This is a genomic window from Bacillus sp. FJAT-27245 (genome assembly GCF_001273955.1).
Lineage (GTDB): Bacteria > Bacillota > Bacilli > Bacillales > Cytobacillaceae > Bacillus_D.
Window position 1 is genome coordinate 3052685 of record NZ_LIGI01000001.1, and the last position, 25978, is coordinate 3078662.

At 47.3% G+C, this 25978-nt stretch carries 27 protein-coding genes; 5 read left to right on the forward strand and 22 right to left on the reverse strand.

From position 1 onward, the window contains the following. Window positions 1–14: 14 nt before the first annotated feature. From ADU24_RS14920 to ADU24_RS14930, 3 genes are all read right to left on the reverse strand, one after another. A complete protein-coding gene (locus ADU24_RS14920) occupies window positions 15–1334 on the reverse strand; it encodes a CBS domain-containing protein (protein WP_053367379.1) in 1320 nt (439 codons plus the stop codon). A 177-nt stretch (window positions 1335–1511) separates the two neighbouring features. Continuing rightward, window positions 1512–1751 carry a hypothetical protein gene (locus ADU24_RS14925; protein WP_053367380.1) on the reverse strand — a complete coding sequence of 80 codons (240 nt, stop codon included), beginning with the start codon at window positions 1749–1751 and terminating at the stop codon, window positions 1512–1514. A gap of 78 nt (window positions 1752–1829) precedes the next feature. After that, the gene (locus ADU24_RS14930; RefSeq protein WP_053367381.1) at window positions 1830–2510 is read right to left on the reverse strand and encodes a metal-dependent hydrolase; all 681 of its coding nucleotides are present in this window, start codon (window positions 2508–2510) and stop codon (window positions 1830–1832) included. Between the two features lie 166 nt (window positions 2511–2676). Here ADU24_RS14930 and ADU24_RS14935 point away from each other — a divergent pair, with 166 nt between their 5' ends. Beyond that, complete coding sequence (locus ADU24_RS14935; protein ID WP_053367382.1) at window positions 2677–3780, forward strand: M24 family metallopeptidase; 1104 nt, start codon at window positions 2677–2679, stop codon at window positions 3778–3780. 449 nt (window positions 3781–4229) lie between these two features. Here ADU24_RS14935 and ald read toward each other — a convergent pair whose 3' ends face one another. The 3 genes from ald to ADU24_RS23070 form a co-directional block, all read right to left on the reverse strand. Further along, a complete protein-coding gene (gene ald, locus ADU24_RS14940) occupies window positions 4230–5351 on the reverse strand; it encodes an alanine dehydrogenase (RefSeq protein ID WP_053367383.1) in 1122 nt (373 codons plus the stop codon). A gap of 156 nt (window positions 5352–5507) precedes the next feature. After that, on the reverse strand, window positions 5508–5855 hold the full coding sequence (locus ADU24_RS14945; protein WP_197277515.1) for a hypothetical protein: 348 nt from the start codon (window positions 5853–5855) through the stop codon (window positions 5508–5510). Between the two features lie 162 nt (window positions 5856–6017). Continuing rightward, window positions 6018–6185: a hypothetical protein gene (locus tag ADU24_RS23070; RefSeq protein ID WP_156324590.1), complete on the reverse strand. Its 168-nt coding sequence runs from the start codon at window positions 6183–6185 to the stop codon at window positions 6018–6020. Between the two features lie 163 nt (window positions 6186–6348). On the opposite strand from ADU24_RS23070, the gene ADU24_RS14950 reads away from it, so the two are divergent. Together ADU24_RS14950 and ADU24_RS14955 are read left to right on the forward strand one after the other, a co-directional pair. Then, the gene (locus tag ADU24_RS14950) at window positions 6349–6801 is read left to right on the forward strand and encodes a universal stress protein (RefSeq protein WP_053367384.1); all 453 of its coding nucleotides are present in this window, start codon (window positions 6349–6351) and stop codon (window positions 6799–6801) included. A gap of 22 nt (window positions 6802–6823) precedes the next feature. Then, a complete protein-coding gene (locus ADU24_RS14955; protein WP_053367385.1) occupies window positions 6824–7141 on the forward strand; it encodes a hypothetical protein in 318 nt (105 codons plus the stop codon). A 102-nt stretch (window positions 7142–7243) separates the two neighbouring features. On the opposite strand, the gene ADU24_RS14960 is transcribed toward ADU24_RS14955, so the two are convergent. The 5 genes from ADU24_RS14960 to tpx all read right to left on the reverse strand — a co-directional run bounded on the left by ADU24_RS14960 (window position 7244) and on the right by tpx (window position 11856). Beyond that, window positions 7244–7759 carry a MogA/MoaB family molybdenum cofactor biosynthesis protein gene (locus ADU24_RS14960; protein ID WP_053367386.1) on the reverse strand — a complete coding sequence of 172 codons (516 nt, stop codon included), beginning with the start codon at window positions 7757–7759 and terminating at the stop codon, window positions 7244–7246. After that, window positions 7756–8595, reverse strand: coding sequence for an EcsC family protein (locus tag ADU24_RS14965; protein WP_053367387.1), 840 nt, complete (start codon window positions 8593–8595; stop codon window positions 7756–7758). The genes ADU24_RS14960 and ADU24_RS14965 overlap by 4 nt, the downstream gene beginning before the upstream one ends. A gap of 178 nt (window positions 8596–8773) precedes the next feature. After that, window positions 8774–9967 carry an acetate kinase gene (locus ADU24_RS14970; RefSeq protein WP_053367388.1) on the reverse strand — a complete coding sequence of 398 codons (1194 nt, stop codon included), beginning with the start codon at window positions 9965–9967 and terminating at the stop codon, window positions 8774–8776. A 274-nt stretch (window positions 9968–10241) separates the two neighbouring features. After that, the gene (locus ADU24_RS14975) at window positions 10242–11225 is read right to left on the reverse strand and encodes a class I SAM-dependent methyltransferase (RefSeq protein WP_053368958.1); all 984 of its coding nucleotides are present in this window, start codon (window positions 11223–11225) and stop codon (window positions 10242–10244) included. Between the two features lie 130 nt (window positions 11226–11355). Further along, a complete protein-coding gene (gene tpx, locus ADU24_RS14980; protein WP_053367389.1) occupies window positions 11356–11856 on the reverse strand; it encodes a thiol peroxidase in 501 nt (166 codons plus the stop codon). Window positions 11857–12037: 181 nt separating this feature from the next. Here tpx and ADU24_RS14985 point away from each other — a divergent pair, with 181 nt between their 5' ends. Further along, window positions 12038–12808 (forward strand): VOC family protein, encoded by a 771-nt coding sequence (locus ADU24_RS14985; RefSeq protein WP_053367390.1) that lies wholly within the window; start codon window positions 12038–12040, stop codon window positions 12806–12808. A 43-nt stretch (window positions 12809–12851) separates the two neighbouring features. Here ADU24_RS14985 and ytfJ read toward each other — a convergent pair whose 3' ends face one another. The 4 genes from ytfJ to sppA all read right to left on the reverse strand — a co-directional run bounded on the left by ytfJ (window position 12852) and on the right by sppA (window position 15800). After that, a complete protein-coding gene (gene ytfJ / locus ADU24_RS14990) occupies window positions 12852–13397 on the reverse strand; it encodes a GerW family sporulation protein (RefSeq protein ID WP_082306929.1) in 546 nt (181 codons plus the stop codon). Window positions 13398–13432: 35 nt separating this feature from the next. After that, window positions 13433–14104 carry a DUF2953 domain-containing protein gene (locus ADU24_RS14995; RefSeq protein ID WP_053367391.1) on the reverse strand — a complete coding sequence of 224 codons (672 nt, stop codon included), beginning with the start codon at window positions 14102–14104 and terminating at the stop codon, window positions 13433–13435. A gap of 154 nt (window positions 14105–14258) precedes the next feature. Next, the gene (locus ADU24_RS15000; RefSeq protein WP_082306930.1) at window positions 14259–14777 is read right to left on the reverse strand and encodes an RDD family protein; all 519 of its coding nucleotides are present in this window, start codon (window positions 14775–14777) and stop codon (window positions 14259–14261) included. A 12-nt stretch (window positions 14778–14789) separates the two neighbouring features. Next, window positions 14790–15800 (reverse strand): signal peptide peptidase SppA, encoded by a 1011-nt coding sequence (gene sppA, locus ADU24_RS15005; RefSeq protein ID WP_053367392.1) that lies wholly within the window; start codon window positions 15798–15800, stop codon window positions 14790–14792. Between the two features lie 150 nt (window positions 15801–15950). Here sppA and ADU24_RS15010 point away from each other — a divergent pair, with 150 nt between their 5' ends. Then, on the forward strand, window positions 15951–16751 hold the full coding sequence (locus tag ADU24_RS15010; protein ID WP_053367393.1) for an NAD kinase: 801 nt from the start codon (window positions 15951–15953) through the stop codon (window positions 16749–16751). Between the two features lie 41 nt (window positions 16752–16792). Here ADU24_RS15010 and rarD read toward each other — a convergent pair whose 3' ends face one another. The 7 genes from rarD to ezrA all read right to left on the reverse strand — a co-directional run bounded on the left by rarD (window position 16793) and on the right by ezrA (window position 25873). Then, window positions 16793–17713: an EamA family transporter RarD gene (gene rarD / locus ADU24_RS15015; RefSeq protein WP_053367394.1), complete on the reverse strand. Its 921-nt coding sequence runs from the start codon at window positions 17711–17713 to the stop codon at window positions 16793–16795. Window positions 17714–17810: 97 nt separating this feature from the next. Beyond that, a complete protein-coding gene (locus ADU24_RS15020; RefSeq protein ID WP_053367395.1) occupies window positions 17811–19403 on the reverse strand; it encodes an amidohydrolase in 1593 nt (530 codons plus the stop codon). Between the two features lie 64 nt (window positions 19404–19467). After that, complete coding sequence (mbcS, locus tag ADU24_RS15025) at window positions 19468–21051, reverse strand: acyl-CoA synthetase MbcS (RefSeq protein ID WP_053367396.1); 1584 nt, start codon at window positions 21049–21051, stop codon at window positions 19468–19470. 135 nt (window positions 21052–21186) lie between these two features. Further along, window positions 21187–21390 (reverse strand): alpha/beta-type small acid-soluble spore protein, encoded by a 204-nt coding sequence (locus tag ADU24_RS15030; RefSeq protein WP_053367397.1) that lies wholly within the window; start codon window positions 21388–21390, stop codon window positions 21187–21189. Window positions 21391–21493: 103 nt separating this feature from the next. Continuing rightward, window positions 21494–22702 (reverse strand): tRNA uracil 4-sulfurtransferase ThiI, encoded by a 1209-nt coding sequence (gene thiI, locus ADU24_RS15035; protein WP_053367398.1) that lies wholly within the window; start codon window positions 22700–22702, stop codon window positions 21494–21496. Then, on the reverse strand, window positions 22703–23845 hold the full coding sequence (locus ADU24_RS15040; RefSeq protein WP_053367399.1) for a cysteine desulfurase family protein: 1143 nt from the start codon (window positions 23843–23845) through the stop codon (window positions 22703–22705). A 339-nt stretch (window positions 23846–24184) separates the two neighbouring features. After that, complete coding sequence (gene ezrA / locus ADU24_RS15050) at window positions 24185–25873, reverse strand: septation ring formation regulator EzrA (protein ID WP_053367401.1); 1689 nt, start codon at window positions 25871–25873, stop codon at window positions 24185–24187. Window positions 25874–25978: the final 105 nt, after the last annotated feature.

Sequence of the window (25978 nt, forward strand, 5' to 3'; positions counted from 1 at the left end):
GTTTTTTTATTACATTATTGCCTGTCCATTAGCTGGCACATCATCATCGCTTTCCCGACCATTGTCCCGTCGCTGAATGCTTCGACATCCACTTTCCCGAACTTCCGGCCGACTTCAAGGACCTTCGGGTAAATTTCAAGGATACTGTCAATTTGGACGGGTTTCAGGAAGTAAATGGTCATGTTCTCGACAACCAGGTCACCCTTTTTATMCCCTCTAAGAACCCGGCTTGCGGCTTCAGCGACAATCGTCGTGAACACGCCATAAGAGATCGTCCCAAGATGGTTGGTCATTTGCGGTGAAACTTCAATCCTGTAGAAGTCCTCCCCTTTTGTTTTCCCTTGGGAAAGCAGCATCTGGCTAGTCACAATATCATCAAGCGTTTCCCCGACCTGTGGCTGCCGCTGAATCATCTGGAGGGCTTTCAGGACATCCTGGCGGCTGATGATGCCTTGAAGTCGGTTCGAGTCATCCACTACGGGCAAAAGCTCGATGCCTTCCCAAACCATCATATGCGAGGCAGACGCAACGCTCGTTTTGCCGCCGACAGTCATTGGTTGCTTCGTCATCACCTTGTCGATTTGCGTATCCATATCCTGGCCCAATATATCCTTTGAAGTAACAACCCCCTGTACTTTCATTCCCTGGTCGACTACCGGATAGCGGCCGTGCTTTGTCTCGCGGTTGTAAGCATGCCACTGGCAGACTGTATCGACTGTCCTGAGATAAATCGTTTTGTCGAGAGGGGTAAGGATATCCTCGACAAGGATGATTTCTTTTTTTATAAGCTGGTCGTAAATCGCCCTGTTGATCATGGTTGCAACAGTAAAAGTATCGTAGCTTGTCGATATGATCGGAAGCTGCAATTTGTCGGCAAGCTTCTTTACATGCTCCTCCGTATCAAAACCGCCGGTGATCAGCACGGCTGCACCGGCTTTCAGCGCGTATTCATGCGCCTTAGTCCGGTTGCCGATAATAAGGAGATTACCGGCGCCTGTATACCTCATCATCGCGTCGAGCTTCATCGCGCCAATCAGGAATTTATTCAATGTTTTATGCAGGCCTGCTTTCCCGCCAATGACTTGGCCTTCAACGATATTGACAATTTCGGCGTAGGTCAGTTTTTCGATATTTTCTTTTTTCTTCCGTTCAATCCGGATGGTCCCGACTCTTTCGATGGTGCTGACATACCCTTTATTCTCAGCATCCTTTATCGCCCTGTAGGCGGTACCTTCACTTACACTCATCGCCTTGGCGATTTGGCGCACGGAAATTTTCTCCCCAATAGTAAGCTCATCTATATACTGCAGAATTTGTTCGTGCTTTGTTGCCAAGACCTTCACCCTTCACTCTTTTCCGCTATCCATGCGGACTTTTTATTTTCCCCGTTTTTGCCGGCAGGCCGCCATCAGAAGAACCGCCGCCGAAAAAAGTTTCACTTAATTATTTTATTATAAGGTTAAAAAAAGACCGATTCAATGCAGGATAGCTGAAAACTCTCGGAAAGGCGGTTAATAGCGGGAACGGGCCCTCCTCCTTAGCGCTTCCATGCTAGCAGATTTTCCCCGGCCCGGCCCGCTTGCCTTCAGGGCTCCCGCGATGTTGCCGCCAACGACCAGAAGAGCAAGCACTGTCCAGGAAGCGGTGAATAGTCCCTCCGAGCTTGCAAAGTCAAGCGGAAGCCTCGGCCCGGCGTAATAGATGAGGAAGATTGCGAGTAAAAAGCATAGCATGTACCGGTTTTTTGCCATTGTTTTTCCCCCTTACATAAGCTTGTTCCATTTTATGCATAAGGGAGGGAAAAATGTCACCCAACAGGAAAGGTGGATTTACAGTTCAATTGAATCCCCCGGATTCAATACTTTCCCGTTTCCGGCCTCCAGCATTTCTATAAACGCGTACGGGTCCTGTTTGATTGGCGGGAACGTATTGTAATGCATCGGTATGACGGTTTTTGCATTCAGGAGCTTCGCCGCGTAAGCCGCATCCTCCGGTCCCATTGTGAAATTATCCCCAATCGGAAGGAAGGCGACATCAATTGGATGGCGTTCCCCGATTAGTTTCATGTCGGAAAATAAGCCGGTATCGCCTGCGTGATAAACAGTTTTCCCCTCGGCCATCACCAAAATCCCCGCCGGCATGCCGCAATAGATGAGCTGTTTATCCGGCGTTGCATAGCTCGAACCATGGAATGCCTGGGTAAGCTTGACCTTACCGAAATCAAATTGGTACGCCCCTCCGATATGCATCGCATGCGTCCGGACGCCCTGCCAGCTCAAAAAATCGGAAATTTCCGCATTTGCAATTACAAGGGAATTATTTCGTTTCGCGATGCTGACAGTATCCCCAACATGGTCATTATGCCCATGAGAAACAATGATTACGTCCGGCCTTTCATTTTCTTCCTTTAAGTCGGTAAGCCCGTTCCCGTTAATAAACGGGTCGATCAAAATCGTTTTTCCTCCTGTGGTGATTTTAACGACAGAATGGCCATGATACGAAATTTTCATTTTACATTCCCCTTCCACTAAAGTATTTCCTTATAGGTTCCACTCTTTTTAAATATTTCCTGCCTTACTATACTTTTAACATCAATTTCATGCGAATATCCAATATCCTGATTCCATTATTGATATAATAAGACTGTTTCCAAATACATTGTCGAGGGGGATATTTATGAACGGAAGATTACAGAAACTTTCAGCCTGGATGAAGGAAAATGGCATAGACGTGTGCTTTTTAACCTCTCCGGATAATGTTTTTTATTTGAGCGGCTATTTTACGGACCCGCACGAACGCCTTTTGGGCCTAGCCGTATTCCAGGATGAGGAACCATTCCTGGTCCTGCCGGCCATGGAAAAAAATGATGCCCTCCAATCCGGATGGGGACATGAAATCATCGGTTACACGGATACCGAAAATCCTTGGGAAATGATACATAATTCGGTTTCAAAACGGCTTACCAATGCTGCGGCAAAGATCGGAATCGAAAAAGAGCATTTGAATGTGGAACGCTATGAAGAACTCATGAAGCTTTTCCCCGAAGCGAAGCAGTTTGTATCTGCCGAGGAAAAAATGCGCTCGTTAAGGCTAATTAAGGATGAACAGGAGCTGAAAGCCCTGCGTGAAGCGGCTGCATTGGCAGATTACGCGATTGAAGTCGGGGCAAGCGAAATCAAAGAAGGCAAGACGGAGCTCGAAGTCCTGGCCGCCATTGAGTTTGAACTCAAGAAAAAAGGCGTCAGCCAAATGTCTTTCTGCACGATGGTCCTTACCGGCCAAAACGCTGCTTCCCCACACGGGAATCCTGGGCAAACAAAAATTAAAAAGGGCGATTTCGTCCTGTTTGACCTTGGGGTCGTTGTCGACAGATACTGCTCTGATATAACCCGTACGCTTGCATATGGTGAGATTAGCGACCAACAAAAGGAAATCTATGATACGGTACTCAAAGCCCAGTTGGCGGCGATTGAAGCCGGGAAACCCGGAACGCCTTGTTCGGCAGTCGACCAGGCTGCGAGGAACGTAATTGCCGGTGCCGGATATGGGGAATTTTTCCCGCACCGCCTCGGGCACGGACTCGGCATCAACGTACACGAGTACCCATCCGTAACTGAAACCAACCAGCTGAAGCTTGAAGAAGGCATGGTCTTTACGATTGAACCAGGCATTTATGTACCTGGCGTCGCGGGCGTAAGGATTGAAGACGATGTCCATGTAACGGCATCGGGCCTCGAAATTCTCACAAAGTATCCGAAAGAACTTCAAATTATCAAATAAAAATCCCGCTTATGAACAAAATGCGCAAGCGCCTTCGTGACAGGCAAAGAGCGCCTGTCCCTGCGATGATTATTCTTAGGAGCTTTCCTTAGTGGTCAGCCCCGACCAGCATAAGACGGGGACCGCAGGACACTGAATGGCATCTCTGAATTCGCCCACGCACGAAGGAAATGCGAGCATTTCCGAGGATGGGCCTGCCCTCCGGAGGGAACCGGCTTATGACCTCGAGGGGCTAGGCGCTCCTCGGAAAAGAAAAACACTTTTCCTTCGTGCGATGTTATGCTGCCGCAGCTTTCCTTGTGGAGCTGGATTACAATAACTTAATTCGAGTTATCCACAAGGTTCGGTTGTATAATTTCCTAGACAACCAAAAAGCAGGCTACCGTCAAACGGTACGCCTGCTTTTTCTATTATTCCTGCTAAGGCAATTTGTTTGTGCTGAGGAGTGCTTAATCCTGCTCCAGCAATTCCTTCGCGCTCTTGTACTCAAGCCCCTGTGCCTCGGCAACGGCCTGATAAGTGACATGCCCATTCAGGGTATTGATTCCTTTTAGCAGCGCTTCATTATCAAGGCACGCCTGCCTGTAGCCTTTGTTGGCGATTTGAATCGCGTATGGGACTGTTCCATTTGTAAGCGCGATTGTCGATGTCCTCGGCACCGCTCCCGGCATATTCGCAACGGCGTAATGGACGACTCCATGCTTCGTATATGTTGGATTGTCATGGGTCGTAATCCTGTCTGTCGTTTCAAAAATGCCGCCCTGGTCAATCGCGATATCGACTACTACGCTGCCAGGCGCCATGGATTGGATCATTTCTTCCGTGACCAGTTTTGGAGCTTTTGCGCCAGGGATAAGGACCGCCCCGATAACGAGATCGGACTCCTTGACGGCTTCCGCGATATTGTACGGATTGGACATAAGGGTCGTGATATCGGAGCCGAAAATATCATCGAGCTGGCGAAGCCTTTCAGGATTTAAATCAATAACCGTTACCTTCGCGCCCAGGCCGATTGCCATCTTGGCGGCATTCGTTCCGGCTACACCGCCGCCAATAATCGTTACCTTGCCTCTCTGGACCCCCGGAACGCCTGAAAGCAGGATTCCTTTTCCGCCATGGACCTTTTCAAGGAACTGGGCGCCGATTTGCGCGGCCATCCTTCCGGCGACCTCGCTCATCGGCGTCAGGAGCGGCAATGCCCTGTTTGGCAGCTGAACGGTCTCATAGGCAATACCGACAACCTTCTTCTCCATCATGGCCTTTGTCAGCTCAGCCTCGGGGGCAAGGTGAAGATAGGTAAACAGGATCAAGCCTTCGTAGAAGTATTTATATTCTTCCGGAAGAGGCTCCTTTACTTTCATTACCATATCCTTGTCCCATGCATCGGCAGCTGTCTGGACAATGCCCGCCCCGGCAGACTTGTAATCTTCGTCAGTGAAGCCAGATCCTAGCCCCGCGCCTGCCTGGATGTAAACCTCATGGCCGAAGTTGACCAGGTTGACCACACCGGCGGGCGTCATCGCCACACGGTTTTCATTATTCTTTATTTCTGTTGGTACCCCTATCCTCATCTCTCAATGCCTCCTACAAAATATGTACTGTTATGCAAACACTTTCATTTTACCAAAATAACCTTTTAACGGAAACATTTTATCTATATCAAGGAAAGTAGCCCCAAACAGAAATGGAGCGCCGGCATCAGCAGGCACTCCATTTCTTCTATAACTTCACCAATAGTAAGGGTAACCATAATAAGGGTATGGCGGGTAATATGGATAATAAGGGTATCCGTACCCAAAACCGTAACCTGGCGCCAATAATGCTCCCGTCGCAAGGCCCCCTAAAAACCCAAGACCGAAACCAAACGGCCTTCCGAAGCCGAAGCCCCATGGACGGCCAAAGCCAAAGCCGAATGGCCTGCCAAAACCAAACCCGAATGGACGGCCGAAACCAAACCCGAATGGACGGCCGAAACCAAACCCGAATGGACGGATTCGCTCATCATTTGGATCAATGAAATCATGGTGGGCAAAATGGGCAGGCTGCGCCCCCGCAAACTGAAACTCATTGTTCAATGTAAATCCTCCTCATTTATTTTTAATTACACTAAAGAATATGCTTCAGGGGGCGGAGGGTATTGGGTTAATGTCCTGCTTTTGTAAATTTCTTGGGGCAGGAGGCCAGACATGCACGCTTAAACCCAAAAGGCTGCCAAACGTTTGGCAGCCTTCCGTAATTCATTCCAGTTCATCTCTCATTACCGGATATTCATTTCTTTTTTCCAACGCCTCTTCTTCTCCCATAAATCCGCTGTTGTACGCATTCATGACTTGCGCGCTTACTTCCCCAAGCCCTTTTTCATCGTAGGTGAAAGATGTGCGCCGTCCCTGGCCTTTTTTCTGCATTCCGTACCATCCCCATTCACATGTTGTAGGTAAAATCAAAACTGGTTGTCCATTACTTATTTTTTCAAACAGTTGAAAGTCTATGCGGGCGTTTTTCATGTATAATTGAGATGGGAGCGAAGTGGAACCAGGTGTTTAAATTCCTTTTAAGGGGGAAGAGGCAATGGGAACGAAGTATCAAAAGATTTTGGTAGCGGTTGACGGCTCGAGGGAAGCGGAACTAGCGTTCAGGAAAGCAATCGGCATCGCCGCCCGGAATCAAGCTTCACTACTGCTGGTCCATGTAATCGATACAAGGACGTTTTCGATTGTCGAAGCATACGACCAGGAAATTGCGGAACGCGCTGACCAATACGCCCTTGACCTGCTTGAAAAATATAAACGGCAGGCATTGGGGAGCGGGTTTTCGGATGTAACTTATATTGTTGAATTCGGATCGCCAAAACTGCTGATTCCAAAAGAAATCGCGAAGAAGCACAATATTGATTTAATTGTTTGCGGTGCAACCGGCCTCAATGCGGTTGAACGGTTCTTGATTGGCAGCGTTTCCGAACATATTACGCGCTACGCCCCATGCGATGTGCTTGTTGTCCGATCTGAAATAGAATTTACTTGATATGGCATTGGAGGATAAAGACATGGAACAGTTTTTTTCATATGATAGCCGCCTTGGCATCCCGATTCCCGATTTGGAGAAGAACCTTGAGCAATATAGCCCGGACATCCGGGAGAAAATTCTCTTTTCATGGGAGCAGATCCGGGGGGCGATTCCTGACCGGATCAAGGAGCTGGAACACTCCATCAACGAAAAACAGGCTGCCCTTTCGAATGAAAGCAACTTTGAGAAATCATGTGAATTAAACACCGAAATTGCCGGGCTTGCCTCAATCATCAATGATCTTTGGTTATGGTACAGGGCTTCCGATGCAATTATTGAAGAGAAAATGCATACATAAAGAAAAGCTCCCGCATGTTGAGGGAGCTTTTTCTTTTGATTCCGACGGTAAGGATTTCAAGGGAATCGCATTTTTGAATGGAATGTTTCCTTAGTTAGTGAATTAGGGAAGATCTTTTTTTAGTTCCCTGACAACATGCCCGATTTCCGGAATGATCAGCTTGTTCATGGCAAGCTTTACCGCGCCTGAAGAACCGGGAATCGAAAAGACCGCCCGGTTGTTTACAACTCCTGCGGCAGCCCGTGAAAGGATTGCAGCAGAACCTATGTCCTCCTGGTAGCTCAGCATCCGGAACAGCTCCCCGAATCCGGTAATTTCCTTGTCAAAAAGCTGCGTGACCGTCTCGATCGTCACATCCCGGACCGCAATGCCGGTCCCCCCATTGGTCAGGACAACATCCACCTCCGGATCGGCGCAGCCCCTAAGAACTTCTTCCCTAATCGCTTCGGCTTCATCCTTCACAATCGTATACGCCACCACTTTGTGTCCGTTCAATTCGAGCAAGGACATGATTAATTGGCCGCTTTTGTCCGTTTCCTTATCCCGCGTATCGCTCACGGTAATAATCTTGCAGGAAACGGATTTTGGCGCTTCCTTTTTATGTTCCTGGATACTCATAAACGTTCCTCCCTGTCCATTAAATAGCGGAGCCTGTAATAGTTATGGGAAAACTCGGTCACCCTTCTTGTAAGCTGATAGTTTGATACCGCGCCAATTGCCATGCTGACGAGCGGAAGGCCCTGGACCATTCTTTTTCTGAAAAGGGCAATGACCGCTCCCTTAAAAAGCTGCCTCATCGGCATTTCCAGCCACGTCGAATCGGTCAATTGATCATTTCCCTCATAAAAATACCTGTCCCTTTCACCCTTCAGTTCTTCCAAAAGCTGTTCCCAGCTTTCTCCCTGGAGTCTCGGAGGCAGGGTTGCGGTATGGAAAACTTTGAGTGAAGTCATCATCTCAAACGGAGTATTTACTTCGTAACCATACGTCATCGCCAAAAGCTGGACTGCGCGGAGATTGATGACAGCCATTGCCGGTATGTCGGCCCCGAGCAGCAGCGCCCCGCCCGTACCCGACATCCCGCCCTGGGCAAAGGAATACAGCCTGTGCCTAGCAATCTGCTGCTGGGCAATATAATTCAACTGGTCTATCTCCAGCCCTTTCATGTCTTCGATCCTCTCAACCTTGCTGTCGAAAACCCGTGCAGAGGCAAGAATCCTCTCCTTGGCATCAAGCTGGAATTGGGTTCCCTGGATGATTGCATTCAGATGGAACAGCCAATTGTCAACAAGCGAAAAAAACTGGCTGCGCACTTCTTCCGGAAGCATTGAAAAACCGGTTTCCAGGTACTTTTCATACGTTAGCTGAAGGTCATTCGGTTCGTAGTCAAGAAGCTTCTTTTCCCAGTCCTTAATTTCTGAAAGGACAGTCATTTCCCTGTCTGTCAGCGGCATGGATGGCCCTCCTATCGAAAACTTTTCTCCAGTATAGCATAGTTGGCCTATTTTCTAGATATCGCGAATCCCGCGCAATCTCACTGACTTACTTTAATCAAGATTTGGCGCCAACGACAGCAAGAAAAAAGCTGCACCCCTAAAGAGGTACAGCTTTTTTTGTTCAAGTTAAAAAAACTTAGTGGATATTGCCGAGTCGCATAACATCCCTGGCGATCATTACTTCTTCGTTCGTCGGGATGACCATTACTTTAACAGGTGAATACGGGTAATTTATGAACGCTTCCTGGCCCTTGATCTTGTTTAATGCCGGATCCCAATAAACCCCCATAAACTCAAGCCCTTTTAGGACCCTCGCCCTAATTGTTTCGCTGTTCTCACCGATACCCGCGGTAAAGATAATCGCATCGACGCCGGACATGCGGGCCGCATAGGAACCGATGTACTTATGAATCCTGCTTGCGAAAACTTCAAGCGCAAGCTCCGCCCTTGGGTTTCCCTCCCCAGCCTCGTTCTCAATATCGCGTAGGTCGCTCGAAAACCCTGATACGCCAAGCATACCGCTTTTTTTGTTCAGCACATCAAGAACTCCATCTGCCGTCATCCCGGTTTTTTCCATGATAAATGGAATAAGAGCCGGGTCGATATTTCCGGAACGGGTTCCCATTGTGACACCTGCAAGCGGGGTAAAGCCCATTGAAGTATCAAGCGATTTCCCATGTTCGATTGCTGCGATACTCGCTCCATTTCCGAGATGGCAGGAAAGCAGGCGCAGCTGTTCCACCGGGCGGCCAAGCATTTCGGCTGCCCTTCTTGAGACGTATTTGTGTGAAGTTCCATGGAAACCATACTTCCGGATGCCGTACTTTTTGTAATACTCATATGGTAGGCTGTATAGGAATGAACTCTCAGGCATGGTTTGGTGGAAAGCCGTATCGAATACGGCAACAGCCGGAACATCAGGCAGGACCCGCTGGAACGCGAGAATGCCAGTAATGTTGGCTGGGTTATGCAATGGAGCCAGTTCGGATAGATCCTTGATTTTCTCAATTACTTCTTCATTGATAAGGGCTGAGTCGCTGAATTCTTCTCCGCCATGCACGACGCGGTGCCCTATTCCTGTTATCTCGTCAAGGGAAGCAATTGCACCTTTTGAAGTCAGCTCGTCAAGCAACAATTTTACAGCTTCTTCATGGTCTGGAATGTTTAGTGTTTCCTTCACTTTTTCACCGGAAACTTCCATGCTGAAAAAAGAATCGCCAAGGCCGATTCTTTCAATTATGCCTTTTGTAATTACTTTTTCACCTGGCATATCAAGCAGCTGAAACTTCAAGGATGAGCTTCCCGCATTGATTGCTAAAATTTTCGGCATTTCTAACCTCTCCTTTGATGTCAGTCATTGCCTTGCAGGAATTCCGGATGCGATTCGATGGCCAGGTTTGGGCGTTCAGCTTTTTAGCCGGGTTATTAGCCTGCAATTAGGCAACTAGAAACTACCTCGCTTTCAGTTTACCCACTTTACAAGAGTCATTTCAAGGAATATAGGCAAATTGTGAAATTCGGACAAAATGTTCCTTAATTCAGTCAGTTTGCATAATTCTTGAAAAGAGCAAAAGCAACCTTTCCGATTGCTCTGGCTCTTGCTATTATTTGTTTTCGGCAATCCATTGGTTGATCTTCATTAGAATCTTTTCTGTTCCAGCCTGATTGGACAGGGATGGAAGTTCGGCGAGCAGCGCTTGCTTTGGCGCAGTTATCCCCTCTCCGGCTTTTTGCAGGATTAAGATGCTTTTAGCCGCCTGTCTGGATTTGAACATGGAAAGGGGAAGTTGAAGAATCCCCTGGATGTGCGCATTTTTCCTCAAGTATTCACGGAGTTTTGGTGCTTCCGCGCTTTCAAACAACCCGTTCGGAATGATAAAAAAGAGGTATCCCCCAGGTTTTGTCTGGTTCATGCTTTGTTCAATGAACAGATGATGCGAGTATGAATGCCCTTCCGATGCTGCCAATTCATAATCGGCAGCCCTTACGTCGTCCGGATAATAGCCTACAGGCAAATCAGAAACAACGGCATCGACCGGGTCGATAAAAACCTGTTGAAGGCTGTCCTGGTTGAAAAGCTGGATCGAGTGCTCCTGCAGGTTGGCATTTACATAGGCAAGCTTGATTAGGCTATCATCAATTTCAAGGCCGGCCGCTTCAATTTGCTTATGCGCTTGCTGGTTGATTACGGTCGCAAGCAAGTTTCCTGTTCCGACCGCAGGGTCAAGTATCCGGAACGATGGTGCCTTGACAAACTTCTGGACAAGATACCCAATCAGCATCCCGACCGAATCAGGCGTCATCTGATGGTGAGGCTGGACGTTTTCCTTCATTCCTTTTAAAATGGCAAGCTGGAATGCCTTCCTTATCTCTTCCTTCGAAAACGCCTCAAGTCTGATTGCCTCGTAACTTTTCTTAAGCCGTTTGGTGCTCAATTCGCTCATTTCTTCCTGCAAAACGGTGCCATGGAAGAGGTTTTCCCCTGTTTCCGCAAGGGCTTCCAGATAAGTGCAGGAAAGTTCATCCTGTATGATGGAAGTGGTTTCATTAAAAACGGTAAACAAACGTTCTACCGGAGATGGTTTCATATTACGCGCCCCCGTCAGGTCAATTCTCTTATCCAATTCTAGCTTTTTTTGAATTCCTCCACAAGTGTAGCGGAGTGCGGCCTTTTTTTCCAAAAAAGCAAAGCCCCGGAAATCCCGGGGCCGCATTTCACTATTCCGCTTTTTTGGCAGCTTCTAGAGCCGCTTCATAATCCGGATGGTTCGTTGCTTCGCTGACATACTCAGCGTAGGTGACTGTGCCGTTTGAATCCACGACGAACACTGCACGGGCTAGAAGCCTAAGTTCTTTGATAGCAACCCCAAATGCTTCACCAAAAGAAAGGTCGCGGTGGTCGGAAAGCGTTTGGACATTCTCAATCCCATTCGCTCCACACCAGCGTTTTTGCGCGAATGGAAGGTCAACGCTGATTGTTAGTACCTTTACATTGCCAAGGCCGGAAGCCTCTTCATTGAAGCGCCGTGTCTGAGCTTCGCAAACTCCCGTATCAAGTGAAGGTACAACGGAAATCAGCCTTACCTGCCCTTTCGAATCTTCAAGTGTCACTTCTGACAAATCGTTTGCAAGAACCGTGAAAGAAGGTGCCTTATCTCCTACTTTTACCTCGCTGCCCATTAGGGTTACTGGATTTCCTTTAAATGTAATGGATGCCATTCCTAATTTCCTCCTTTGTTCGACTATGTACAGAGTAAATATAAGCTTTTCACATACTCTTTTGCAAAAGATATACATTGGAAAGAATCTCCTTAAAAATTTGATCCAATTCAGAGCTTTCCTCTTTCGGGAAAATAGTTGTATTATTTGGTTATTGAATTTAAAAGCTGGAGGGAGAAGAATGGCAGAACTTAAACTGGACCACATAGTCCATTATGTCAATGATCTGGATGCCGGCATCCAACTTTTTAATGAATTTGGGCTGGCTGCATCAAAGGGAGGGTCCCATACGAAATGGGGAACCCATAACGCCCTTTGTTATTTCGGTCTTTTTTATATTGAGTTTTTGGGAATTGAAAGGCCTGAATATGCGAAGGATCCTGAAGAACCAAACCTTCTTGTCGAGGATGCGCTGAAATATCTGCCCGGCCGGGAGATATTCGGAAGGATTGCCATGCGTACCGACAACCTGGATGAAGTGGCCTCCTCCCTCGCTTCAAAAGGCGCCGCCGTTACTCCTATTAGAGAAGGTAAACGCATGAATGCCCATGGCCAATTGATCAAATGGCGGATGATGATGATAGATGGTGACTTCAATGGCCTCGCATATCCCTTCATCATCGAATGGAAAGGAAGGGATGACGAACGATTTCGGGAAATGTCAGAAGCGGAAATCATTAAGCCCCATCCCGCCGGAGATGTAGTGTTCGGAAGTGCCGTATTTGAGGTTTCCGACCCATTGGCGGCAGCTAGTCAATGGCAAGAATTATTTGGCTTCCCATGTGACATCATGGGTAACGGTGATTCAGCAGCTTTGATGCTAGGCGGTAATTCTATCATTTTTACAAAAGGGTATAAAAATAATCTTTCACGGGTCGTTTTTCATACAGAGGCGCCAGCATTAAAAGGGACATCCATATTGGTCGGCGAAGGTGAATATGTATTTAAGTAGCAAAAAGGACAAGCGTGAACCCATGCTTGTCCTTCTTAAATAGTTAAATATCAAAGTCCGCGCTGTCTTGCTTTCTTTTTTGCTTGCCGTCCTGATTGTTACTATCATTATCATTTTCATTGTCTTTATTGCCCTTTTTGTTATTGCCATTGCCGCTATCCTTGTTGCTGTCCTTGTTCTTTTTGTCCTGCCCTCCCCCGGATTGGGTCATTTTGGAAATCATTTGCTGAACCTTGTCGACCGCCTGTGGGGCGGTTTCAAGAATTCGTTCAAGCAGATGGGTGCTCTCATCCAAATGGAGCATTTTTACCCCTTGTGAATTTACAATTAAAAAAGCGATTGGGGTAATGGACACTCCTCCACCGCTCCCTCCGCCAAAAGGGTGTTTGCCTCCTGAATCCTGGCCGCCTCCATCGCCTTTAAATTCAGTTCCACCTGCCGCAAATCCAAACCCTACTTTTGAAACTGTAAGAATGACGCTGCCATCGGGCGTTTCAACCGGATCGCCAATAATCGTGTTCACGTCAATCATTTCCTTCAAGCTCTCCATCGCCGTCGTCATCAATCCCTGGATTGGATGGTCTGACATACATACTTTCCTCCTTGTCTCATACAATTGAAGTGCTAATCAAAATCAAACGGCATCCCATTTGGAATCTGTCCGCGCCTAGCTCTTTTCACATATTTATAAATCTTTATTCCTGCTGAAATAGCTTTCCCTGCCCGGAAAGTAAACATACATGAAAGCATGGTTGCCGCTACCCTGTATTGGAAATAAGGCGTTACGTGAATGGCAGGATCTGCTTTTAACGTTACAATTTCCGATAGCAGCCCAATGGCCATTCCTTTTGCCGCCCAAATTGCTCCAGCGGCAATGCCTGTAAGCGCGGCATCTCCTGCCCCCGCCGCAGTCGACCATTCAAACCGCCTGACTGTCACCGATTTTAAAAATCCCTTTAACTCTTTATACGTTCCCAGGAGCTTTTCCAAGGTTTCCTTCCCGTCTTTCATTCCCTTCAACAGACTCTCGACAGTTTGCTTCTCTCTTGGCTTTCCATTCCCCGATCCTTTTTCCACCTTTATGCCATCCTCCAGTTGTTCCGCAAAAAGGCCGGTTAGGTCGGGAATAGTTTTTTTATATTTTAAAAGTCCGAAAAATGTTTTGCATTCAATCGCCAGTTCGTTCGTTCCCCCATGTGACCTGAAGCAAGCCGTGATGGTAATGTTCATGAATAGAAGAATGGACGCAAGCAGAAGCAGAATGACACCACATATTAAGGCCAGTACCCAAGCCAACTCGCCCACTTCCTTTCGGGATATGAATATCCACTAAGCTTTCCATTTAGGGGTTTACTTCTATCGTTACCAAAAAAAGAAAAAACCTGCGCGGAATTCCACGCAGGTTCTCACAACCATCAGCAAAAATCACAGCTGATAGAAGGCTATGGCTTTATCTTCTTGTATGGACTACGACCGTGTCGGCGAATAGATCGTGAAGGGCTTGTTTTTTTGGATGGAAGGCCGGAATGAGGTACAGGACAATGATTGTGGAGGAAATGAMCCTGCCAATCCACTCCCTGAACAGGATGTCGCCCCAGGTGAGCCTGCCTCCATTTATGCCAATGACCGCCAGGCCGAATACCATTTTCCCGAGCGTTTGCCGGAAGTATTTTGTCATAAGGACAAAGTACAAGTAAAAGATGGCGGCTGACACAATTGTCCCGGCAGAGAACAGTCCTCCCGACACCTCGATATCCAATAGCCGGAAAACCGGCTTGGCAAGAAGGCGGAACAGGCTTCCGACAACGATTAAATCGAGCAAATAAGCCCAAAACCTCATCCAGAAACCCGCAAAGCGGAGAGGCGGATTATTGGTTGGCAGCGCGTTTCCCCTAATTTCCGGTTCCATTCCCTCATCCTTTAATCCCGGGTGAATGCTCTGATTATCCAGTGTTTCATTGTGCTCCATCGTGCATCCCCCTTACTCCGTATATAAGTACATCAGGCGCGGGGAGCTTGACTTTGAAAGGAACTGGAGAAGGCCCTGCAATTCCGCATCGCCGCTTAAAAGGCTTTTTGCCTTCATGCTGAACAAGGATCCGAACCCAATCCCGTCCGTATACCTGACAACCTTAGCGCCGCTTAGGTTTTTGTCTTTTTTCATTTGGGCGATCGTATCATCTAGATAGCCGAAACCGTCGATCAACCCGAGTTCTTTTGCCTGGCGCCCGTCGTAAATTCGGCCGTCAGCAATCTTTTTGACCTGGTCGGCCGGCATTTTGCGCCCCTCGGAAATAACTTTTACAAACCCCTCATAGGAATTGTTAATCATGCTTTGGAGAATTTTCTTCTCTTCCAACGTCATTTCCCTCGCTGGGCTCATAATGTCTTTATAGGGGCCGCTTTTGATTGTCATGAATTCGACACCGTATTTCTTCGCAAGGCCTTCGTAATTGATCCCCTGCATAATAACCCCAAGCGAACCGGTCAACGTTTCCGGGCTCGCAAAAATTTTATCCGCAGGCGCCGATATGTAATAGCCCCCGGAAGCGGCCATGGACGCCATCGATATGTAAACAGGTTTCTTTTTTTCTTTTTGAATCGAAACGATTTTATCATGGATTTCGGCGCTTTCGACAACTCCGCCGCCCGGAGAGTTGACCCTGACGATGATTCCTTTCACATTCGGGTCATTGCCGGCATCTTCAAGTTTTTTCATAAAAGTCTTATGGTTGTAAGCCTGGCCTCCTAAGAGAGGCATTGACTCCCCAGTATCCTGGATTGTGCCGTTTACATCAAGGACAATGATTTTCTTAAATTCATTTCCTTCCTGAAGCACTTCTTCCGCATAACTTTTTTGGGAAGTAGAGAAAAGGTCCCCTAGTTCGCTTTCAACGCCTTTAATGGCAAAACCCGACAAGAAATTGACTACCACCGATATGATAAATAAGCCGGCAGCAATCCCAAGTGCCGCCCATCTTTTTCCACTCATTCAATCATCCCCCTATTATGCCGTTTCCTGCCGCTGATTATTTGAAAATGAGCCAAGAAATGCTAAACTTGATTAGAAACAATAATAGTTTACCAAATGATTGGCCTGAAGGATACATTTAACCAACGGCCGTACGGAGGAGGACTCGGGATGGCTTACCGGAAAAATTTATTTTTTTACCATAAGCGGGATTCGGAAGTACTTAAGAAGGTTGCTCCGCTTTATGATTTAGCCGAAGAATACGGCTTTACACTCGTTAATGATTTCAGGGATGCAAACATCATAACAAGCATTGGCGGAGAAGGGACGTTTCTTCAGGCTGTCAGGAAAACAGGGTTCCGTGATGATTGCCTGTATGCAGGCATCACAACATCCGACAGTTTAAGCATGTATTGCGATTTCCACATTGACGACATCGGAAAAATGATTGATGTTGTGTCAAACGAGCAAATTGAGGTACGGCGCTACCCAACCATCGATGTAACGGTTGATGGGGAAACAACCTTCCAGTGCCTGAATGAATTCAGCATCAGGTCGGCGATTGTCAAAACTTTTGTCCTTGATGTGTTCGTGGATGACCTCCACTTCGAAACGTTCATGGGAGACGGCATGATTGTCGCCACCCCGACAGGCAGCACAGCCTATAACAAATCGATCAATGGCGCTGTTGTCGATCCGCTGCTGCCATGTATCCAGGTAAGTGAATTGGCATCTGTCAACAACAACCGGTTCAGGACATTGGGTTCCTCATTCATCCTGGGCGGCGATCGTACATTAACCCTTAAGGTCGGTAAAAACGGAAACGATTATCCAACAATGGGAATGGACAATGAGGCGTTGAGCATCCAGCATGTCGAAAAAGTCGAAATTAAACTGAGCAACAAGATCATCAAAACAGTCAAGCTGAAGGACAATTCATTCTGGGAAAAAGTGAAACGCACCTTCTTATAAAAGCGAAAAGCATCCGCCATTTCAACAGCGGATGCCTTTTTTCATGAATGTCTGCGCATTTTCACCCCAAGGGATGAAAAAAGCTTTGTTCTCGAAAGGGAGTAAAGGGTAAGCGCCGACCAAATAAAAGTGAACGACAGCAATTGCAGCCCGCTGAAATGCTCCCCATACACAAAGATCCCCAGGATAAGTGAAAGTGTAGGCGCGATGTACTGAAGGAAACCGAGCATGGAAAGCGGAATCTTCTGGGCGCCTTCCGCAAATAACAGGAGCGGAAGCGCGGTTACCGCCCCCGCGCAGGCAAGGAGCAAATGTGTCCCTAAGCCAAAGTGAAGAAAAGCGGACGTCCCGTTTTCCAAAAGGAAAAAAAGGTAAACAGCAGCGATTGGTGTCGCAACCATTGTCTCCAATGTCAGCCCCACGGCGGAATCCACTTTAATGAGTTTTTTTGCCAGTCCATACAGCCCGAATGAGACTGCAAGCGTTAACGCAATCCATGGAATCCGTCCATAGGAAACGGAAATGATTGCCACCCCTATAAGGGCGAGCGCGAATGAAGCATATTGCGCGCCACTGAGCTTTTCTTTCAGGACAATCATCCCGAGAAGAACGCTGACAAGGGGATTGATGTAATACCCGAGGCTCGCTTCAATCATTTGTCCGTTGTTAACCGCCCAAATGTAGACAAACCAGTTGATGCTGATCAAAAATGAAGCTATGCCCAACGCATACAGCTGTTTCCTTTCCGCTTTAAAGCTTTTGAGTATTCCCAAAAAGGAAGGAAGCTTTTTCGTTAATCCCAAAACGATTAGCATGAAAACAAACGACCAGAATACCCGATTGGCAAGGATTTCAGTCGAGCCAACATGCTCAAGAAGCTTCCAGTAAATCGGCAGCAGCCCCCATATCAAATACGATAAACCCGCCTGCAAACCGCCTGTTTTAATAGTTTTGTTCCCCATATTTTTTCGCGCCTCAATTCTTTCCAGTTTCGAAATATTACACATTATACATGATATACGCGCAGTGGGGAATTTTTTGGCCTCGATGCAGGGATGTTTATGGCTGGGCGCCTTTAAAAACGATTTCCTCGCCAATAACGGTCATGGCTGCTTTTATTTCATGGATTGTTTCCTTTGGGACCGAAAAAATATCCCTGTCCAGGATTGTAAAGTCGGCCAGCATTCCTTCACGTATCATTCCCCTGTCGCTTTCGTGGAATGCGGCATATGCGCTCCCTTTTGTAAAAAGGCTGACCGCTTCAAAAGTGGATAAGGCCTCACCAATTCCATATGCCTTGCCGTTTACAGTTCGATTTACCGCGGCTGCAATCCCATGGAAAGGGTTTGGGTACTCGATCGGAGCATCGGAACCACCGGAGCACGGAATCCCACTGTCCAAAAGCGTTTTCCAGGCATAGGAATACCGCATTCTTTCTTCCCCGACCCTATCAATCACCCACGGATAATCAGACAGCATAAACACAGGCTGCAAATCAAGGACAAGGGGTAGTGTTTTGGCCCGCTCAATAAGGTCTTTCCGGAGGATTTGGGCATGGATTAGCCGATCCCGCCCCCTGCCCCTAAGGGGGTTGGCCTCCAGCGCATCAAGGCAATATTCAAACGCCAGGTCCCCGATTGCATGTATGGCGACCGGCAGTTGATTCTCCCGAGCCTTCCCGACAAGCTCGGCAAGTTCCTCCTTGCTAAAAATGGCCACCCCGGATGTTTCAGGCGTATCGCTGTATGGCTCGCTGAGCAGCGCCGTCCTGCCTCCAAGTGCACCATCGGAAAAAATTTTCATCGCCCCGAATTCAATCCATTCATCCCCGTCCAAATACGTATGCCCATGCGAAATAAAATCATCGAGTACGCCATGGTGGACTAGCAGATGGGCCCTGAATTTCAAGCCGTCTTCTTTAATGGCTCTTTTGAAAACGCCATATGTTTTTTCAAAACCACCATAATAATTCAAATCTTCCGTATGGACACCGGTTATGCCAAGGCTGTACAGATCCTTGATGGACGCCTTGATTGCCCGGATTAAATATGATTCAGACGCTTCCGGCAAGATGGAATAGACTAGTTCCTGTGCGCTATCCTTTAAAATTCCGGTAAGCTGCCCGGAAGGACTTTTTTCAATTAGCCCCCCAGGCGGGGACATGCTTGTTTCGTCCACACCGGCAGCTTCAAGGGCAACTGAATTCGCTACGCACGCATGGCGGCAAATCCGCTTTAGAAGCACCGGCCTGTCTGGGACAAGCTGATCAAGTTCACCCTTGGTTAATGGTTCACCCATTTCCCAAAGATTCTCATTCCAGCCTTCCCCGATGACCCATTCCCCTGGCTTAAGCCCCATGGAATATTCTTTAACGGCAGCAAGTGTTTCTTTCCGAGTTCTGTAGCCGGAAAGATCCAGCCTGATAAGGCGCTCCCCGTGGCCAATCAGATGGATATGGCTGTCCACCAGCCCGGGAATCATTGTGCAACCCCTTAAATCAATACGCTTATGTATCGGTGAATCTGGACCCGCTTCAAGGTCAATAAGCTTTCCCGCGCCGATAATCCTGCCATTTTCAGTTAGTACCGCTTCAACTTTTTCCCCTTCTTCGGCCAATGTGTAAATTGGCCCTCCATGCCAAAGTGTCGCCATTCGTACAGCTCCTTTATCCTCTCAATTGCAAAGCAGGCGGCTGGCCCGCCTGCTTCTGCGTAATTTATTTTCTGCCAGCCGAAGCCAGTTCCTTTTGCCGCAATTCAACCCGGCGGATTTTTCCGGAAGTCGTCTTTGGTAGCTCTTCAAGAAATTCAATTTTCCGCGGGTATTTATATGGTGCTGTGAGTGCTTTTACGTGTTCCTGGAGTTCCTTGATTAAATTTTCATTGTCAGCCGATGCTCCATCTTTCAGGACGACAAAAGCCTTCACTATATTCCCGCGTATTTCATCAGGGCTGGCAACCACCGCGCATTCCCTGACATACGGGTGCTTGATAAGCGCATCCTCCACCTCGAATGGCCCGATCGTATAACCGGAACTGATGATGATATCATCACCCCGGCCCTCGAACCAGAAGTAGCCGTCTTCGTCTTTTTTCGCCTTATCGCCAGTAACATAATAATCGCCCCGGAACTGCATCGAAGTCCTTTCAGGGTCCTTGTAGTAATTTTTAAACAGTGCTGGGGAGCTTATATGGACCGCAATGTCGCCAACCTCTCCCGCCTTGCAAATGTCCCCATCCTCATTAATAATTTCAACCTTGTTGCCCGGGGTAGGCTTGCCCATCGACCCCGGCCTGAGTTCCATATCCTTTGTAATGCCGATCAGAAGTGTATTTTCCGTCTGCCCGTAACCATCACGGACATTAATATCGAAATAGTTCCTGAATGTGTCAATGACTTCCCTGTTTAGGGGCTCGCCAGCGGATACGGCGCTATGAAGCTTTGGCAGGCTATAATCCGCAAGATCCTCCGCTTTCGCCATGAGCCTGTATTCAGTCGGCGTGCAGCAGAGCACATTCACTTCATACTTTTCAAGAAGCTGGAGATATTTTTTTGGTTCAAACTTTCCATTATAAACAAAACCGGTTGCCCCCGAACCAAGGACTGAAAGGAACGGGCTCCAAATCCATTTTTGCCATCCCGGACCGGCAGTTGCCCAGACAGTATCCATCTCCTTTATACACAGCCAATGTTCCGCCGCTGTCCGCAAATGGGCGTATGCCCACCCGTGCGTATGGACAACACCTTTCGGATTTCCCGTTGTTCCGGATGTATAGGACAAAAACGCCATATCGTCCCTTGTCGTTTTTGCCATCGCCATCTCGGAGGATGCTGTTTCCATTTTGCCATCAAGAAACTCCCAGCCATCCACCGGTTTCCCAACTGTGAACTTCTTCAGGCCGGGTTGCGCCACATTTGCGAATTCCCCCGTGAAAGGGTAATAACTGACCACGGCTTTGGCATCACCATGGGAAATACGGTATTGCAAATCTTTTTCTTTAAGCATTTCCGAACTCGGAATAACCGAAAGCCCGGCTTTCAGTGCCGCCAGGTAAACAACATACGCCTCGATTAAGCGGGGAATGACGACGAGGACTGTATCTCCCTTTTGCAGGCCGGATTCAAGGAAAACATTTCCTGCCTTATTCACCTTTTCAATTAATTCTCTATATGTAACCCTCTTGGTGGTGCCTGATTCGTTTTCCCATATCAGGGCAGTTTTCTCGCCAATCCCTGAAAAACGTTCAACTTCCGATACAAGATTGTACTGCTGTGGAGCAATCAAGTCTTCTCGGTTCATCAATGTCCCCTCCCAATTTTATGTATCGATTCTATTATATAAAATTTCTGAACTATTTTAAATTTCCAACGTTTCCTCAAAAAAATAAAAAGGAGCGGTTTTMCCCGCTCCTTGTAGCCATATTATTTAATTTTATTACCTGGCAAATCCACCGCCAAGTTGTTGCTGAGCCATAGAAACAAGGCGCTTAGTGATTTCACCACCGACAGATCCGTTAGCGCGTGAAGTAGTTTCTGCACCAAGGTTAACTCCGAATTCTTGCGCGATTTCTACCTTCATTTGTTGAAGAGCTTGCTCAGCTCCTGGTACTAGAAGGTTATTGCTGTTGTTGTTAGCCATCTGTTTTCACCTCCTTGTGAGTATATAATGTGTAATCTCACAAGGCTTCATTCAATTCACTTTATGGTAATTGTTCACAAAATGTTAGAAATTTTGCCAGTTGCTAAAACAGTTCATCAATACCTTGGTTCCTGCCGCCATAGCCGGGGAATACCTTAATGGTTTCGGTTCCTTCAATGGCACGTTCAACAATCGGTTCGAATTCGACGAAACTTTCGTAATGAATCACTTTATCTTTTTTTGGTTTCGTTTTTGGCGAGGCTGGGACAAAGATTGTACAGCAGTCCTCGTAGGGAAGGATGGAGGTTTCGAATGTTCCGATTTCCTCGGCCATTTTGATGATCTCCGTTTTATCCATCGTAAGCAGCGGCCTTAGGACAGGCGTGTTTGTCACCTCATTGATTGCATACATGCTTTCGAGAGTCTGGCTCGCAACCTGGCCAAGGTTTTCACCGGTGACAATAGCAAGGCCGCCATGTTTTTCGCGGATTGCGTCTGTAATTTTCAGCATGAACCTTCTCGTGGCAGTCATCGAATAGTTTTCTGGAATTTGATTTTTTATCGTTTGCTGAAGCTCGGTAAATGGAACGATGTGAAGGAGGATTCCCCCACTGACTTCGGATAGCTTCTCGACAAGGTCAATCACTTTCTGTTTTGCCCGCTCACTTGTGAAAGGCGGGCTGTGAAAATGGACCGCTTCAAGTTCGACTCCCCGCTTCATCATCATGAATCCCGCCACAGGGCTGTCAATCCCCCCGGAAATCATCAGCATGGCCTTTCCTCCGGTACCAAGCGGCAGCCCGCCTGCTCCAGGTATCGTTACACAGGAAAGGTAAACCGCTTCTTTTCTAACTTCAATCAGGAGGTTGATGTCCGGCTTCTTTACGTTAACCTTCAGGCCGGGGAAACTTTTCAAAATAAAAGCGCCGAACATTTGGTTGATGCCATCCGTATCAAGCTCAAATGTTTTATCCGACCGCTTCGCTGTAATTTTGAACGTTTTTTCTTCCTCATACACTGATTCCATAAGCGCGTGGGCGGCGGCCTTCATGGATTCCAAATCCCGTTCGGACCTGATTGCCGGGCTTAAGGATTGGATGCCGAACACATTCTTTAATTTGCCGGTAATTACATTGCTGTCTTCTCCGTTCAACAAAATTTGCATCCTGTCCCTGCCTGCTTCAATTTTGACGGCGCGGTGTGCGGAAAGGGCATGCTTGATCGCCCTTTTCAGCTTGTCTACAAACTTCCCCCTGTTTCTTCCTTTTGTTGATATTTCGCCATATCTTACAATAATCAAATCATAATTCATTTAACTCAGAACCCTTCTCAGTCTTAAAACTGTTTTTTCAATTTCTTGTAAAACTTCCATAGCCTCGTCCATCGTATTTTCAAATGACAGGCTGATCCTGACCGCACTGCCAGCGACATCTTCCGCTACCCCCATGGCAAGCAGCGTTTTGCTAGCCGACTTTTTCTTTGATGAACATGCGCTTGTCGTTGACAAATAGATATTCCGTTCTTCGAGGGCATGTATGAACGTTTCGGACTTAATCCCAGGTACGGAAAAATTAATGATATGTGGTGCCGCTCCGTCCATCGGTGTGTTAACAACAATACCATCCATTTTCCTAAGGCCTTCCATCAGGAATGTCCGAATATCAAGCAGTACCGGATACATTTGGGCCCGTTTATCGAGCGACAACCGCAGGGCTTTTGCCATCGCAACCGCACCTGCGGGGTTTTCGGTTCCCCCGCGCTGGCCCCTCTCCTGGCTCCCACCGGATAAAAGCGGCTCAAGCCTGATGCCTTTTTTCACATAAAGCCCGCCTGTCCCTTTCAGCCCATGGAATTTATGGGCCGAAAAAGTGTACAAGTCCACTCCCGCTTTTCTCAAATCAAGAGGCAGCTTCCCGGCTCCCTGTACTCCGTCGACATGGAAGAGAACCTTCGGATAACCGCTGACAATTTCTCCAATTTCCATAATCGGCTGAATGGTGCCAACTTCATTGTTCACATGCATGACTGAAACAAGAATCGTTTCTTCCGTGAGCGCTTTTCTTATATCTTCAGGATTTACTCTTCCTTCACTGTCCACAGATACAAATGTTACTGAAAAACCGTGTTTCTCAAGCTGTAGCATCGACTCCCTCACGGAGGCGTGCTCCGCTGCCGTCGTAATCAAATGCCTTCCCCTGTTTTTATATCCGAAGGCCGTTCCCTTGATCGCAAGGTTATTGCTTTCGGTCCCACCGGAAGTAAACGTAATTTCTTCCGAATCAACTCCAAGCAGGCCGGCGATTTGCATCCTTGCCTGGGATAGCAGGCGTTCTGTATTCGCGCCTACCCCGTGGAGCGAGGAGGGATTTCCGAAAAAGTCCTCCGATACTTTCCAAAATGATTGCAATACTTCCTTATATGGTTTTGTTGTAGCGCTATTGTCAAAATAAATCATCGCTTGCCTCCGTTTCCCGTAACGGAAATTCAACTTTTATTTATAATGTAATCCGAAAAAAGGCGATTAATCCAGAGAAACCTTTCTTAGCATATCCCACAACGCCCGAACTTCCAACCCTATTTTTAAAGATGCTTCATCGAAAAAGCCCAGCCCAGGAAAAAGAACAAAATGTGCAAGCACTTTTCCTTCGTGCGATGTAATGCTGCCGCAGCTTTCCTTGTGGAGCTCTGGATTACAATAACTCAATTGGAGTTATCCACAAAGTTCAATTGTGTAACTTCCTAGACAACAAAAAAGGACCGGCCGGCTTTTGCCGCGCATCGGTCCCACATACTATCAGTCATTAGAAACGAACATTTCAATTTTTTTGAGGGCACCTGGATCGATCTCCTCGATTGACGTGGCCGCTTGTTCCAGGGCAGCCTCGTACTCGTACTGGCGAAACAGCCTTTCTGCCTCCGAAAGTCCTCTGGCAACCGATGGATATTTGCTGCGGTACCTATTGCCGTATTGAATAACACGCTCGGCGAGAATCACATTTTCAACCATTTCCTTCGTTGTTTCGGCAAGCTTTTCAATCGTCAATTCAGCGATTTCAAGGTACTGTTTGACCGCATCCATATCGAGCGGTTTTTCTTCAAGCTTGTGTTGCACATTTTTTATGCTTTCATTCCCGTCCTCGAGCAAATACGTGTACGTCTCCGGAAGGCCCGGAATGTTGCTCCGCGCAACCATTCTCGAGGTTTCACCAATCTTCCTCATCAATTCCCTTACCGTCTCCCTTGCATCCATCTCGTCTTTCCGAAGGTCGCTCAACCTTGTGGAGAAAACCTTTTGGTCCTCCTGGAGGGCTTCTAGCTCCTTCCTGATTTCTTCAAGGTCGGTGCTTAAGGAAGTTTGGGCCGTCTCATTCAATTTTATTTTTTCATTCAGAATCTCGAACCGTTTCGCGAGTTCCGATAGCTTTTTCTCGAATTTCCGTTGGGCGGCGAGATCCTTTTCCGATATATGGTAGGTTTCCTGGATATGCGCCACTTCGGATTTCAGGTTGTTATTTGTTTCAAGGACGGATTCCAGAACATCTATGGAACTTTCCTGGTTTTGCTTAATGAATTGCCTTGCGTTTACTTCCTGTTCAAGCAGGTCCATAAGGGCGTCAATCCTGCCGCGGATCCCTTTGATCCCTTGCTCGACTTTTTCAATCTGGACTTCCTCGACCATGGAAAGGTAAATGGCAAGCTCCTGTTCCAGTTTCTCCGCCTCGCCCTCAAATTCCAGATGGGCAAGGTAATACCCCTTTGAAGCCATCTCCCTGTATCCACCCATCAGTTCGGCTATTAGCGATGGTACGAGCGACTGGCATTCAATCAATAATTCAGGAATGCGGTCCATTTGCACTTCAACATTCTCAAGCAACTGACGGAGGAGGATGACCGTTTCCCTGGCCTGAAGGTAATCGCCATGAGCGGTCCTCTCCTCGAACTCCTTAAATGCGGCTGCGGCCTCATCAAGGATTTCTTCGAGCCGTTTTTCAGCTTTCCCAAAACTGTGCCTGTGGGCAAGCAGGTTTTTCTTTGCCTTCCTGTACAGTTCCCTCAGTTGTTCGATTTCGATCCTGTTTTTTTCCTCACTGCCTACCAATTCATTCAGTTCCGTCAATATTCTTTTAATAAACTCTTCCGTCTCTTCCAGCTTCGCATGGATGGCGCGTTGAATTTCCTTCGCTTTGCCAAAACGGTACTTGTCTATGTATTCCTCGCCGTCAAACAGCAATTCTTCCACCTGGGGCAGCATGACCGTCACGACTTCATCCCACTCGCTCCGCCAGCGTTCGAATAGCTCTTCCGTCTGGCCTGTCATGTTCAGCTGTTTGACCCGGGACATTTCCGCAAGGACCGGCCTATCCATAATTTCAAGCTTCCATGCTTCAAGCTTGTCAATTTCCTTGTAATGCTTCCTTTTTATAAAATAACCCGCAATAAACAATGCGATGGCCAGGAAAATAAATCCGATTATGTACTCCATAGTATCCCCCTGCTTCATATATGAACGACAAAACGTCGATTATGATAAAAAAACGTCTATTTTACCCGTTTTATTGCCTCTATGATACCATGTAAGCGACAATTT

Excerpts from the sequence above, each read along its gene's own strand:
- ADU24_RS14925 (WP_053367380.1), bottom strand. The coding sequence starts at position 1,751 with ATGGCAAAAAACCGGTACATGCTATGCTTTTTACTCGCAATCTTCCTC.
- ADU24_RS14930 (WP_053367381.1), bottom strand. The coding sequence starts at position 2,510 with ATGAAAATTTCGTATCATGGCCATTCTGTCGTTAAAATCACCACAGGA.
- ADU24_RS14935 (WP_053367382.1), top strand. The coding sequence starts at position 2,677 with ATGAACGGAAGATTACAGAAACTTTCAGCCTGGATGAAGGAAAATGGC.
- ald (WP_053367383.1), bottom strand. The coding sequence starts at position 5,351 with ATGAGGATAGGGGTACCAACAGAAATAAAGAATAATGAAAACCGTGTG.
- ADU24_RS23070 (WP_156324590.1), bottom strand. The coding sequence starts at position 6,185 with ATGCAGAAAAAAGGCCAGGGACGGCGCACATCTTTCACCTACGATGAA.
- ADU24_RS14950 (WP_053367384.1), top strand. The coding sequence starts at position 6,349 with ATGGGAACGAAGTATCAAAAGATTTTGGTAGCGGTTGACGGCTCGAGG.
- ADU24_RS14955 (WP_053367385.1), top strand. The coding sequence starts at position 6,824 with ATGGAACAGTTTTTTTCATATGATAGCCGCCTTGGCATCCCGATTCCC.
- ADU24_RS14960 (WP_053367386.1), bottom strand. The coding sequence starts at position 7,759 with ATGAGTATCCAGGAACATAAAAAGGAAGCGCCAAAATCCGTTTCCTGC.
- ADU24_RS14965 (WP_053367387.1), bottom strand. The coding sequence starts at position 8,595 with ATGCCGCTGACAGACAGGGAAATGACTGTCCTTTCAGAAATTAAGGAC.
- ADU24_RS14970 (WP_053367388.1), bottom strand. The coding sequence starts at position 9,967 with ATGCCGAAAATTTTAGCAATCAATGCGGGAAGCTCATCCTTGAAGTTT.
- ADU24_RS14975 (WP_053368958.1), bottom strand. The coding sequence starts at position 11,225 with ATGAAACCATCTCCGGTAGAACGTTTGTTTACCGTTTTTAATGAAACC.
- tpx (WP_053367389.1), bottom strand. The coding sequence starts at position 11,856 with ATGGCATCCATTACATTTAAAGGAAATCCAGTAACCCTAATGGGCAGC.
- ADU24_RS14985 (WP_053367390.1), top strand. The coding sequence starts at position 12,038 with ATGGCAGAACTTAAACTGGACCACATAGTCCATTATGTCAATGATCTG.
- ytfJ (WP_082306929.1), bottom strand. The coding sequence starts at position 13,397 with ATGTCAGACCATCCAATCCAGGGATTGATGACGACGGCGATGGAGAGC.
- sppA (WP_053367392.1), bottom strand. The coding sequence starts at position 15,800 with ATGAGTGGAAAAAGATGGGCGGCACTTGGGATTGCTGCCGGCTTATTT.
- ADU24_RS15010 (WP_053367393.1), top strand. The coding sequence starts at position 15,951 with ATGGCTTACCGGAAAAATTTATTTTTTTACCATAAGCGGGATTCGGAA.
- rarD (WP_053367394.1), bottom strand. The coding sequence starts at position 17,713 with ATGGGGAACAAAACTATTAAAACAGGCGGTTTGCAGGCGGGTTTATCG.
- ADU24_RS15020 (WP_053367395.1), bottom strand. The coding sequence starts at position 19,403 with ATGGCGACACTTTGGCATGGAGGGCCAATTTACACATTGGCCGAAGAA.
- mbcS (WP_053367396.1), bottom strand. The coding sequence starts at position 21,051 with ATGAACCGAGAAGACTTGATTGCTCCACAGCAGTACAATCTTGTATCG.
- ADU24_RS15030 (WP_053367397.1), bottom strand. The coding sequence starts at position 21,390 with ATGGCTAACAACAACAGCAATAACCTTCTAGTACCAGGAGCTGAGCAA.
- thiI (WP_053367398.1), bottom strand. The coding sequence starts at position 22,702 with ATGAATTATGATTTGATTATTGTAAGATATGGCGAAATATCAACAAAA.
- ADU24_RS15040 (WP_053367399.1), bottom strand. The coding sequence starts at position 23,845 with ATGATTTATTTTGACAATAGCGCTACAACAAAACCATATAAGGAAGTA.
- ezrA (WP_053367401.1), bottom strand. The coding sequence starts at position 25,873 with ATGGAGTACATAATCGGATTTATTTTCCTGGCCATCGCATTGTTTATT.